The 12,071-nt window shown below is 56.5% G+C and carries 5 protein-coding genes and 7 pseudogenes; 4 read left to right on the forward strand and 8 right to left on the reverse strand.

Going from position 1 to position 12,071, the window contains the following annotated elements; translation table 11 throughout:
* Positions 1-400: 400 nt before the first annotated feature.
* From N7E01_RS05425 to N7E01_RS05440, 4 genes and pseudogenes are all read left to right on the forward strand, one after another.
* On the forward strand, positions 401-754 hold the full coding sequence (locus N7E01_RS05425; protein WP_289174861.1) for a helix-turn-helix domain-containing protein: 354 nt from the start codon (positions 401-403) through the stop codon (positions 752-754).
* Between the two features lie 663 nt (positions 755-1,417).
* Positions 1,418-1,672 (forward strand): helix-turn-helix transcriptional regulator, encoded by a 255-nt coding sequence (locus N7E01_RS05430; protein ID WP_128355443.1) that lies wholly within the window; start codon positions 1,418-1,420, stop codon positions 1,670-1,672.
* Between the two features lie 198 nt (positions 1,673-1,870).
* A pseudogene (locus tag N7E01_RS05435) lies at positions 1,871-2,625 on the forward strand (type IV toxin-antitoxin system AbiEi family antitoxin domain-containing protein).
* Positions 2,618-3,537: pseudogene (locus tag N7E01_RS05440) on the forward strand (nucleotidyl transferase AbiEii/AbiGii toxin family protein). The pseudogenes N7E01_RS05435 and N7E01_RS05440 overlap by 8 nt, the downstream one beginning before the upstream one ends.
* 393 nt (positions 3,538-3,930) lie before the next feature.
* Here the strand turns inward: N7E01_RS05440 and N7E01_RS05445 are convergent.
* The 8 genes and pseudogenes from N7E01_RS05445 to N7E01_RS05480 all read right to left on the reverse strand — a co-directional run bounded on the left by N7E01_RS05445 (position 3,931) and on the right by N7E01_RS05480 (position 12,068).
* Positions 3,931-5,126, reverse strand: a pseudogene (locus N7E01_RS05445) (IS3 family transposase).
* 65 nt (positions 5,127-5,191) lie between these two features.
* Positions 5,192-5,293: pseudogene (locus tag N7E01_RS05450) on the reverse strand (DUF4372 domain-containing protein); the annotation flags it as partial.
* A gap of 456 nt (positions 5,294-5,749) precedes the next feature.
* A pseudogene (gene hutI, locus N7E01_RS05455) lies at positions 5,750-6,979 on the reverse strand (imidazolonepropionase).
* 91 nt (positions 6,980-7,070) lie between these two features.
* Positions 7,071-7,876: pseudogene (gene hutG / locus N7E01_RS05460) on the reverse strand (N-formylglutamate deformylase).
* A 23-nt stretch (positions 7,877-7,899) separates the two neighbouring features.
* A pseudogene (locus tag N7E01_RS19295) lies at positions 7,900-9,281 on the reverse strand (formimidoylglutamate deiminase).
* A 102-nt stretch (positions 9,282-9,383) separates the two neighbouring features.
* Positions 9,384-9,935, reverse strand: coding sequence for a HutD/Ves family protein (locus N7E01_RS05470; protein WP_289174862.1), 552 nt, complete (start codon positions 9,933-9,935; stop codon positions 9,384-9,386).
* A 42-nt stretch (positions 9,936-9,977) separates the two neighbouring features.
* The gene (gene hutU, locus N7E01_RS05475; protein ID WP_289174863.1) at positions 9,978-11,693 is read right to left on the reverse strand and encodes a urocanate hydratase; all 1,716 of its coding nucleotides are present in this window, start codon (positions 11,691-11,693) and stop codon (positions 9,978-9,980) included.
* A 57-nt stretch (positions 11,694-11,750) separates the two neighbouring features.
* Positions 11,751-12,068: an ATP-binding cassette domain-containing protein gene (locus N7E01_RS05480; protein WP_289174864.1), complete on the reverse strand. Its 318-nt coding sequence runs from the start codon at positions 12,066-12,068 to the stop codon at positions 11,751-11,753.
* Positions 12,069-12,071: the final 3 nt, after the last annotated feature.

Consider the following 12,071-nt stretch of genomic DNA (forward strand, 5'->3'; position numbering starts at 1 on the left):
GGCAAGCGAAGCGCGCAGGCCCGGTCAGGAAGCCGGGTCGGAGGCGTCAGCGATGGGGAAGGCTGGCTTCAGCCAGTCCCGTCAGGGATGAGCGAACAGCGAACCAGGAGCAGCGCGGTCTGCAAAGCAGAGACGCACATAACCGATAGGCGGATGTCCTGTCTGCCCCAATAAAATCACGTTCGTGATTGAGTTTCATCGGCTCTGAATCCTGCTGTGTAATCGAAAAGTATGGTAAACGTGCGTTCCACTGTGATCCAATACCTGCCACAATGTCGCAAAACTGACTTTTTAAACCTCAAATTTATTAGTTATTTATTTTTATTTACAGTCATACTTTGACTCAGAAGCCTGTCATAATGTATCTAACTACTGAAAATCTCTCCAACTCACACACAGCATGAGCATTGGCGAACGCCTACGCATTGCACGCACCACACGCGGACTGACACAGGAAGCACTGGCAAACCTTGTCCAGACGCCCCTCACTCAAGGTGCTATCGCCCACATTGAAGGCGGCCGCAGCGAATCCTCACGACATATCGTTTGGATCGCCGCTGCGTTGCACGTGCGTGCTGAGTGGCTGGTTACTGGCAAAGGGGAAATGTTCGAAGAACCATGGCCCTGGCCGTCTATCTCCCGTAGCGCCGTTGGAGAATTGCCTGGCCACGTTCAGGAAGACATCAGCGATTACATTCAGCTAAAGCTAAACAAGCACGCCCGTAAAGGGGATGAGACAGGCCCAGACGCCTGAATCTGCAATTCTCCTGCGATTAGCCAGCAGAAAAACCACAATTTTTTAACGCCTGCGTTCATTCTCTGGACGGTTCAGGCCGCAGCTTGCTGCATCATTCCCTCCCCCATTAAGCACAATTGACATCAATTCTCATTAACGATATTACTTTTTCGTATTAGATTAGTATTGACCGATTCCAATAGATGCGTAATGATTACATCAACCCTGCTCTTTAACAACAAAACACCGATAAATACCGCGCCCTGTTCTCCGTGAACGGTGCGAGTGCGCGGCTACCCGTGTCGTCAGCATCATGCGGGGCGACATGCACCTGGGTAGGAGTAAAGCAGGTGAAAAACCATTCCCCTTCCGGGCCGGTAGCGACTGGTGCTAACTGGAAGGCGTGAGTGACGATCCGTTCACACGGACGCCGGCTCTGCCGAAGGCAGGCCACATTCGATGGATGGCGCGTAATCCGTCGATGACAGCGGCAAAGACCGCAGTTCCCAGCATCCCGACGACCCGCAGCAGCGGAGCCAGCGGCGGGCGCTGCTGGGAACGATCAAAGCACCCGGCCCCCATCGTGGCATCTTGGCGGGCCGGACGGAACGGCGTAGGCAGCGCCGGCTTTGGAAAGCATCCTGATGCCCAGGGTGCTTTCAAGGTCTAACGGAGGAGTATATGAAGGAGCAGGCAATGCCAAACAGCATCTTTGGCTACCCGTCACCCAGCAGGCAAGCCCCGAAACAACCCGACGAGGCACTTCTGTACCGCGTACATACGGCGCAAGCGAAGCTGGGCGTGTCGCGATCAACAATCTATCGACTGGTCAACGAAGGGGAGCTGGTGCTCATAAAAATAGGGAAGCGTTCCAGCGGCATCACTGCAGCTAGTGTTCATGCGCTGATTGAACGGAACAAGGCGCTGGTTAACTAAGCGGGCCAAAGGCATGCAGTGCGCATGCCTTACAAACCAAACGCAAAACCGATTAAATTAAGAGCTTATTTTAACCTCATAGGTTAAAAATAATGCATAATCCAATCAAAGCGTAAATAAATAGGCACCCGTCATCTCGGAGAGACAACCACCCTCTCTAATGCGCATAACGATTGAATATCGTGCTATTTTTAACCCATGAGCGTAAATTCACGACACAATCTAATCAAACGAGTGCAGTCCGACCTCCCGCGCGGCGCACCGTTTGACCTCGACACCCTGGGGAACTCGGCGTATCTCCCAAACTTGCAGCCGACTATGCCAAGAATGGGTGGCTCGTGCGTCTGGCGCAAGGTGTCTATGCCTTCCCCAATGACGACTTTAATGTCTATGGCGCATTGCTATTTCTTCAGCGGCACGTAACCGGCCTGCATGTCGGGGGCAAAAGCGCGCTGGCGTTGCACGGCATCAGGCATAACCTGGGCCGCGACACGCTGGTGCTGTGGGGCGACACCCGTTACGCCCTGCCCAAGTGGTTCACGTCACGTTTTCCCGCCCGGTATGTCTATGCAAACTTGTTCAATTGGCCGGACACCACCTTGCCCGCCAAGACACTCACCACCCCACCCGGCCTGCCTGATGATCTCTGTATGGCTGTCGCTGAACGCGCCGTCCTGGAAATGCTGTACGACGTCGGAACCCGACAAAGCCTGGAGGAAGCCCGCAACCTTTTTGACGGCCTGCGCTCACCACGCAAGGAACTGCTCGGCCAGTTGCTGGCGTGCTGCACCAGCGTGAAAACCGTCCGTCTTTTCCTTACCTGGGCGCGAGAGACAGAAGTGGTGGATGTTGATGATTTGTTAGCACGCTACCCGATACACACGGGTAGCAACAAACGCTGGATGAGCCGGCTTGCCGATGGCAGTTTATTGAGCCTGAACCCTCATGGATAAAACTTACGCGGACACGGTCCGCTTGCTGCTGGCCGTTACGCCGGCTGTTTTCAATAACGACATCTTTGCCATGAAAGGCGGGACGGCAATCAATCTTTTCGTACAGAACATGCCCCGCCTGTCCGTTGATATCGACGTGGTCTACCAACCCTGGCAAACGCAACGTGATGAAGCGCTGCAGGCCATCAACGATGAACTCGCGGCCATCTCCCAACGAGTTCACCCCTCGGACTGCACACTCGCCTGATTCGCAGCAAAGACCTTGGCGATACCAAGCTGATCGTCGAAAACGATAGCAGCCAGGTCAAGATTGAAGTGAACATCGTGTTCCGTGGCACGGTATTGCCGGTCGAGTACCGACCATTGAGCACCAGCACCAGCGACCTGTTCGGCGTTGAGTTCGATGCACCCATCCTTGCCCGCGATGAACTGTACGCCGGTAAATTAGTCGCTGCCCTGGATCGGCAGCATCCCCGTGACCTGTTCGACATATGGCAACTGTATGAATCCGGCGGCCTCACACAAGGCATGGCCGAATGCTTCACCATCTACCTGGCGGGCCACAACCGTCCACCGCATGAAGTGCTGTTTGGCAAAGACAAGGACATTTCGGCGGAATATGAGCGTGCGTTCGTGGGCATGACAGAAGTAGAATGCTCATTGGATACCCTGCTTGCAGCACGCACCCGCTTGCGAGACGATCTTCCGCAGAAGTTGGCCGATAAGCACAAGCAGTTTCTTGGCGGCTTGGTACGCGCTGAACCCGATTGGTCATTGCTTGAATGCGATCATGCCAGAGAACTTCCCGCCCTACGCTGGAAGCTCAGCAATCTGGAAGCCTTCCGCAAACGTCGCCCGGCTGATTTTTCAGCACAGGCAGATGCATTAGTCGCAGGTTTGGGGCTTGCGTAGTGCTCCAGTCAATGCAACTGCTGTACGCAAGAATCCAACCAAAGACCATTTTTGTTGTTTTTTTACACTGGCACCCCAGATGGCACCCCGTAAGTCGTGCTTAAATGGAAAAGCTCACAAACACTGGCCTGCCGCGCCCCAATTAGATTCCGCCCCAGGCCACCATCCCCCTCTTTCAAGCGCTTTCATCAAGCGTCAAATCCCCCAAAAAATCAATAGCTTAGACCAAAAAGCCATTGCATCCTATTGCATGTGCTGGCTCTTGGCTCTTCCCCAAAAACGGGGGATGTGCATTCGTTAGACACGATTGATCACTCCGGGCTCTTCCCCATTATCGGGGGATACGCATTCACTTGATGTTGCCCCCGTTTTTCGTAGTCCTTAGCCCCGGGATCAGGCAGCGATTTTATACTGTTTCGCGTACCATGCTTTTTCGTATTCCATCGGACTGGTGTAACCCAATGCCGAGTGTAATCGCCGGTGGTTATAAAACGTTATCCAGTCCAGTACGGCCACTCTGGCGGCGTGATGAGACTCAAAACTTTCGACCCTCAAAGCAGGCCGCCTTCAGCCGCGCCCATAGGCTCTCTGTGGGTGCATTATCCCAGCAGTCTGCCTTTCTGCTCATTGAGGGACTGATCTGCCAGTTTCGCAACGCTTGCTGGAACTCATGGCTGCAATACTGACTGCCCCTGTCGCTGTGGAAGATCAAGCCTGGTGCAGGTCGACGACGCAAATAGGCCATTTCCAAGGCATCCTTTACCAAGCTGGTCTGCATGTGTGGCTTCACGCTCCAGCCCACGATCTGACGGCTGAACAAGTCGATTACGCCAGCCAGATACAGCCATCCTTGATCCGTCTGTAAATACGTGATGTCACCACACCAGACCCGGTCCGGTTGCGGTGGATTGAATTGCCGTTTTACCAGGTTTTCTGCCACTGGCAAGTTATGCCTGCTGTCCGTTGTCACCATATATCTACGTTTGACACGAGCACGTATCCCATGGGCTTTCATCAATAACCGGACCCGTTCCTTTCCTGCCTTCACCCCACGCCGCCGTAATTCCTGATAAATCCTCGGCCAGCCGTACTCGCCTCGAACCTCCTGGTGTATGGCACGCACATGAGCGAGCAATTTTTCATCGCTCACACGCGTGTGTGTCGATACGGTCTGCCCCGCTCTGCGCTGCCAGCCAGAGAATCCGCTTTCGCTCACTTCCAGTACCCAGCACATCACGCTCACCGGCCAATGACCTTTCATTTTTTGAATCCAGGCGTACTTTGCAGCGTGTCTTGCGCAAAGTACGCCGCGGCTTTTTTGCAATATCGCGCTCCATCCTGAGCTGAGCAACCTCAGCGCGAAGTCTGGCAATTTCCATCCGATCAGCCGATATCGACCCCGTCGTGCCGGTCGAATTTTCGCCGATCGGTTGACCTTGCCTAAGCTGCGTTACCCAATTGCGCAAGCTACCCTTTGGAATCCCAAGCGACTGTGCTACCGATGCCATTGATGCGCCTGCCATCACCTGACGCAAAGCCTCTTGCTTGAATTCCTCTGTATATTTCGAACGCGTTGTTGACCCTGACATTTTTTACTCCTTTGGTCCAATTTAACTGGAACTAAGGACTACGTCACTCGAGGGCAAGCTCAATCCTTGACCTTGTGATTGCCCCGATAGCGAGCCACGTAACGACGAAAAGTGCTCAGCGGCAGAAAAGCCATCAGCTGAGAAAAGACAAGCTTGCCTTGGTTCATGGCGGTCCTTTGCGTACAGATACGCAAGACCATAAGCCATGGCCTCGACGTTCAAATCGAGACCAGACTGCAATGCCAGAAAACCAAGGTAAATCATTAACTTATTACACCCTAATGTGAAAACGTTGGGACACTACTGTTTGGTTTTTGTATATTATTTTTGACAAAACGCCGATATTCGCTGCCTGCAATTTTTTCGAAAAATGCTCAACTTCCAGTGCGATGTCCCATGCCAGTGCCCGAAGGCTTTGAGCATGCCAGCGGTAAGGCCTTGACCGTGGGGGCAAGGACGCGGCTGTTCGAGCGAGTCGTTGTCGACCAGCCGGGGGCTGGTCGATTTCGCGAGTTCCGCGTCCGCCACGGGCGAGGTCTGGACGGCGGGTAGCCCCGCAGGGGCCATGCGATGCATGCGGGCTCTGGCATGGGGCATCGCACGGCTCAAGCACTCAGAAAAAATTACCCCCGTACCTTCCCCTGAAACACCACCCCCGCGCACGGATTAAAACCAATCGCATAAGCCAGATCACCCGGCCGATCAATGCGCCATAACGCAAAATCGGCCGATTTCCCCACCGATAGCGTGCCCGTTTCTTCTGCCAGCCCCAATGCCTGAGCGGCATGACACGTCACGCCCGCCAACGCTTCTTGCGGCGTCAAACGAAACAACGTACAGGCCATATTCATCGTCAACAACAACGAGGTCATCGGCGACGTACCTGGGTTGCAGTCGGTCGACACCGCGATGGGGACACCGGCCGCCCGCAACGCCTCAACCGGTGGAAGCCGCGTCTCGCGCAGCGTATAAAACGCGCCAGGCAACAGGACAGCGACCGTACCCGCTTGCGCCATTGCAGCAATACCCTTGGGCGACAACCATTCCAGATGATCTGCCGATAGCCCATGAAACGCTGCAACCAGCGATGCACCATCTTGGTCCGAGAGTTGTTCGGCATGCAGCTTCACCGGCAAACCATGCCGTTGTGCAGCCAAAAAACTTGTTCGGTTTGTTCACGAGAAAACGCAATGTTCTCGCAGAATGCATCGACAGCATCTACCAGGTTGCCTTCCACCAGCGTATCGAGCATGTCGTTGCACACCAGTTGCAAGTAGTCGTCAGCCCGCGTTTTAAATTCTGGCGGTATGGCGTGAGCCCCAAAAATGTCGTGCGCACGCGCACATCAAGGTGTTCGCCCAACCGGCGGGCCACACGTAACATTTTGGCTTCTGTGTCCGTATCCAGCCCATAGCCCGATTTGACCTCCAGCGTTGTGACTCCCTCGGCCAATAAAGCTTTCACACGCGGCAAACTTGCGCCAAACAATGCATCTTCGCTCGCGGCCCGCGTTGCCTTGACGGTGGACACAATACCGCCGCCCCGACGCGAAATTTCTTCGTACGGCACACCATTCAGGCGCGCTTCGAACTCGTCGCTGCGGTTCCCCGCGTAGACAATGTGCGTATGACAGTCGATCAGGCCAGGGTGACCCAGCATCCGTTGCCATCGTGCTGCCTGGCCGCAGCATGCCCGGCCGGCAAATCAGAACGCTTGCCTAACCAGGCTATCCGCCCGTGCTTGACGGCGATGGCTGCATCAAGAACTTCGCCGTACCCGGCGCCGGGTTGCATCGTTGCCAAGTGGACGTTCAGCCATAGATCGTCCCATTTATCGTCAGCAGAAGGTGTCATCGTGGCCTCATTTGGGGCTTGAGCGTATGCAAGGTATTAAATATACATGCCTCGCCCGAAGAGGGCGATAGCAAAGATAGCTGTGCAGAAACTAGCCCTGTTGCTTTGCCCACGCCAGCATCTGCGCCAAAAAGGCGTGCAGTGTGGGCCTGACCTGGTTGGCTAACGGCTCATCGAACGCATAAGGGTAGGTTTCTTGCATATAGGTGGCTTCCGAAAGCTCAAGCTGTATGGCGTGGATGTTTTCTTTAGGCCTGCCGTAGTTTCGGGTAATGTGGCCACCCTTGAAACGGCCGTTGACGGCCACCGTGTAGCCCGAATTGTCGGCGATGGCCTTAACCTGCGCCAAAAGCCCGGCGTCGCAAGAAGCGCCATTTGCCGTACCAATATTAAGGTCGGGTAATTTGCCCTCAAAGAATCGGGGCACAACCGAACAGATCGAGTGCGCATCCCAAAGCAAGGCAACACCGTAAGCTGCTTTGAGTTGGTCGAGTGTTTGTGCCAGCTGTGTGTGATAGGGTGTCCAGTAGGCGGCGACCCGTCGCTGGATTTCGGCGGCATCTGGCACTGCGTTGTTCTTATAGATGGGGTCGCGATGGAAAGTGTCGACCGGGCACAAGCCCGTCGTGTCTTGACCGGGGTACAGGTTTTCGTTGTCTTTGGGGCGGTTCAGGTCGACCACATAACGCGAATGTGTCGCCACCAGCACCGAGGCGCCTAGCGAGACCAAAAATCGTAAAGCCGTTCAAGGTGCCAATCGGTGTCTGGCAGGCGTAGTGCCTCGGGCGTCATGCCGGCCTTGATGTCATCGGGGATATGCACGCCAACGTGTGGCATGGACACCAGCAAGGGTGTGGTGCCCTGATGAAATTTGAAGGCGGGGACAGTGTTGCTCATGATGAATTCCAGATAAAAAGACGTTAAACGGCCAGTAAAACCGACAGTGCCTTGCGATAGCCATCGGCGACGAGGGCCTGTTGCACGTGTGTGCCCCGGCGGACACGCCATTGGCCCGCCGTCATGACATCGGTAACCAGACCGTTGCCATGTCGCGCAAACACAAAGCTGTCTAGTAAAGCATTACCCTGTTTGCCGGCCAGGTCGGGGTGGCTGGCGTCGAGCACAATGGCGTCGGCACGCTGGCCAGCGGCAAGGCCGGCCACCGGCCTTGCCGCTGCGCGGGTGCCGCCTTTCAGGGCCTCGGTAAATAAATGGTGCCCCACCGAACCATCGGCCCCGGCGGCCAGCACATTGCGTTGCCGGTGCAGTAGCCGCTGCGAATATTCGTAAGATCGCAGCTCTTCGGCGACATCAACCATGATGTTGCTGTCAGAGCCGATGCCCCAGACACCATTTTCGTTTTTGTAGGTAATGCCATTAAAGATGCCATCGCCCAGGTTGGCTTCGGTGGAGGGGCAAAGGCCAACTACGGCGCCACTGCGCGCTACCGCCGTTGTTTCGGCATCTGTCATGTGGGTAGCGTGTACCAGGCACCAGCGCGCGTCAACGTTGAAGTGGTTAAGCAGCCATTGCACTGGGCGCTGGCCATAGTGCGCCATACAGTCATCGACCTCTTTGGTTTGTTCGGCAATGTGGATGTGGATGGGCGCATCGGGGTTGAAGGCGGCCAGGCCCTCGAGGAGTTCTTGTAACGATGACTGAGACACGGCGCGCAACGAATGCGGCGCTACGCCGTACCGCAGCCCTGCATGTTGCGGGTACAGTCGTTGCAGCGTGTCCAACGTATTCAGCATCCAGTCGGGCGAATTCAAAAGCGGGCTTGGCCGCTTGAGGGCGGCGCATTGCCAAACCCTCCGTACTGATACATGACCGGCAGTAGCGTTAATCCCATGCCGGTTGCTTCGGCGGCCTCTACCAGACATTGGGCCAGCAGCGTTTGGTTGCTGTAGGGCAGACCACCGATATCGTGATGAATGTAATGGAACTCGCAGACTGACGTGTAGCCAGCCTGCAGCATTTCGATATACAGCTGACTGGCCACGGCCTTGAGCAGGTCGGGGTCGAGCTTTTGTGCAAAGGCGTACATCAGGGTGCGCCAGCTCCAGAAGCTGTCTTGTGAGGCCGAGCGGTACTCGGTCAGCCCGGCCATGGCGCGCTGAAAGGCGTGAGAATGAAGGTTGGGCATGCCGGGCAGCAGCACGTCGACCACAGGCCAGGCGGCCTGGGGTTGGGTGCTGTCGGGTGACACGGCCGTCAACAGACCCTCGGCATTCCATTGAAGGGTGACGTTGTGGGCCCAACCTTGGGGTAACAAAGCAGTTTTGGCGAACAGACCGTTCATAGGGTCAAGTCTCGTATGCGGTTAGCGTTGATGGGCGCGGGCGTGATTCAAGGGGTGCAGGACGGCGGGCCTGCCTGTATGCTGGCCACCAGTATCAGGCTGTCAGGTGTTTTGGGGGTTGCATGCATATGCGTTGCTTGGTCGGGCACAGCGACATAATCGAATGCGCCCAGCGTTGCGGTTTCGGGGCTGCGCCGGCGCGTTCGGCGTGCAGCTGCCATGCACCTTGAAGGCACAGTACCCGATACGTTGTACCGGGGGGCAAGGCCAGGCCAATGTGGTCGACCAGGCCTGAACATGCCCCTCGGCCAGCCCACGGCGCAGCATCAGGTTCAGGTCTTGCACCGGGCCGTTTCGCAGCGTGGCATGCAGCGGCCGTTCTCCTGCAAATGGATAAGGCACGCCGTATTCAAGGGCATGCCGTTCGCCATCGTTAAAGTTCAGGTTAACGCCCGTGCCTTTGACCAAAGTAATGATGCGATCGACGCCGTCAAACGCCGAAAAATCACCGGCCTGTGCGATGTCGGCCAGGCTGATGCGCCAGATGAAATCATCGAAATCCGCCCCAGGCGGGAAGGTTTCGATTTCGCGCGTTTGGCCCTGGCCGTTACGCCAGGGCACTGGGGCCAATTGAAGTACGTTAAGAACGTTCATTGTTAGCCTCCGGGCGTCGTCTGTAGGCTCGAGCGGCCGTCATTACTTGATCATGGGCAGCTTAAGGCCGTGCTTTTTGGCGCAAGCAATAGCTGCCTCGTAGCCCGCGTCGGCATGGCGCATCACACCCGAACCGCAGTCGTTGATGAGTACGCGGGCCAGGCGTTTCTCGGCCGCGTCTGAGCCATCGGCCACGATGACCATGCCGGCGTGCTGCGAATACCCCATGCCCACGCCACCGCCGTGGTGCAACGATACCCAACTGGCGCCGCCTGCAGTGTTCAGCAGGGCATTGAGCAGGGGCCAGTCAGAAACGGCGTCGGTACCGTCGCGCATGCTTTCGGTCTCGCGGTTGGGGCTGGCTACCGAACCGGTGTCCAGGTGGTCGCGGCCAATAACAATCGGGGCTTTCAGTTCGCCCTTGCGTACCATCTCGTTAAAAGCCAGACCCGCCAGGTTGCGTTCGCCCAAGCCCAACCAGCAGATGCGTGAGGGCAGGCCCTGGAAGGCAATGCGCTCTTTGGCCATGTCGAGCCAACGACCAACCGCTTTGTTTTCCGGGAATAGTTCTTTAATTTTGGCGTCGGTCTTGTAGATGTCTTCGGGGTCGCCAGACAGGGCGACCCAGCGGAAGGGACCTTTGCCATCGCAGAACAGGGGGCGGATATAGGCCGGAACGAAGCCGGGGAAGTCGAACGCATTTTTTACTCCAGCGTCGAACGCGACTTGGCGGATGTTGTTGCCGTAGTCGACCGTAGGGATGCCCATGGCGTGGAAGTCGAGCATCGCCTGGACATGGTCGGCGCACGACAACGTGGCCTGCTTGATCAGTTCGGGGTGCTGCGCCGCATCTTTTTGGGCGGCTTTCCATTGCTCGACTGTCCAGCCTTTGGGCAAGTAGCCATTGATAAGGTCGTGGGCCGACGTCTGGTCGGTCACCAGATCGGGGTGGATACCCCCGGCTTTGGCCCGGCGGACCAGTTCGGGCAAAATCTCGGCGGCGTTGCCCAGCAGCGCGATAGAAATGGCTTCTTTGCGTTCGGTATGGTGTTTGATCAAGGCCAGCGCATCGTCGAGGTCTTTAGCTTGTTTGTCGACATAGCGCGTGCGCAAACGAAAGTCGATGCTGCTTTGCTGGCATTCAATGTTTAGCGACACCGCGCCGGCTAGTGTTGCGGCCAGCGGTTGTGCGCCGCCCATGCCGCCCAGGCCCGCCGTCAAAATCCAGCGTCCGGCCCAGTCGCCGTTGAAGTGCTGACGCCCGGCCTCGACAAAGGTTTCGTAGGTGCCCTGAACAATGCCTTGGCTGCCAATGTAAATCCAGCTGCCGGCGGTCATTTGACCGTACATGAACAGGCCTTTTCGGTCCAGCTCGTTGAAGTGTTCCCAGGTGGCCCACTTGGGTACCAGGTTTGAGTTGGCGATCAGCACGCGTGGTGCGTCCGGGTGTGTTTTGAATACGCCGACCGGTTTTCCTGATTGCACCAGCAGCGACTCATCGTCTTCAAGGTCGCGCAACGAAGCCAGAATCTGGTCGTAGCACTCCCAGTTGCGGGCTGCGCGGCCGATGCCGCCGTACACGACCAGGTGCGTCGGGTTCTCTGCCACCTCGGCGTCCAGGTTGTTCTGGATCATGCGATAGGCTGCTTCGGTGACCCAGCTTTTGCAGGTTCTTTCGCTGCCGCGCGGGGCGCGGATGACGCGGCTGGGGTCAATGCGAGGGTCGGCGAGTGTGGCGTTGTCTTTTGGGTTGTTCATGATGGCATTCCTTCAGAAACAGGCATAACAGCAGTTGTTGTGGTGTTGGGCTTAGTGTTAGTGCAAGCCCAGATAAGCAGCGACCAGGTCGGGGTCTTGGGCAGCGACTTGGGCGCTGCCTTGCCAGACCGTACGTCCAGACTCGAGTACGCAGATGTCGTCTGCAATTTTCAGAACACGGTCAGTGTTTTGTTCGACCAGCAAAATCGCCATGCCTTTGCGCTTCAGGGCGTCAAGTGCTTGGTAGCAAAGGTCAATGACTTTGGGCATCAGACCCAGCGAAAGCTCGTCGATGAGAATGACTTTCGGTCGGGTCATCAGCGCGCGCCCGATGGCGAGCATTTGTTGCTCGCCGCCTGACAGATTGCCCGCCAACGA

Source organism: Neopusillimonas aromaticivorans (genome assembly GCF_030344915.1).
Classification (GTDB): domain Bacteria; phylum Pseudomonadota; class Gammaproteobacteria; order Burkholderiales; family Burkholderiaceae_B; genus Neopusillimonas; species Neopusillimonas aromaticivorans.

Bases quoted from the DNA above. Each gene is read 5' to 3' on its own strand.
- N7E01_RS05425 (WP_289174861.1), top strand. From the start codon at position 401: ATGAGCATTGGCGAACGCCTACGCATTGCACGCACCACACGCGGACTG.
- N7E01_RS05430 (WP_128355443.1), top strand. From the start codon at position 1,418: ATGAAGGAGCAGGCAATGCCAAACAGCATCTTTGGCTACCCGTCACCC.
- N7E01_RS05470 (WP_289174862.1), bottom strand. From the start codon at position 9,935: ATGAACGTTCTTAACGTACTTCAATTGGCCCCAGTGCCCTGGCGTAAC.
- hutU (WP_289174863.1), bottom strand. From the start codon at position 11,693: ATGAACAACCCAAAAGACAACGCCACACTCGCCGACCCTCGCATTGAC.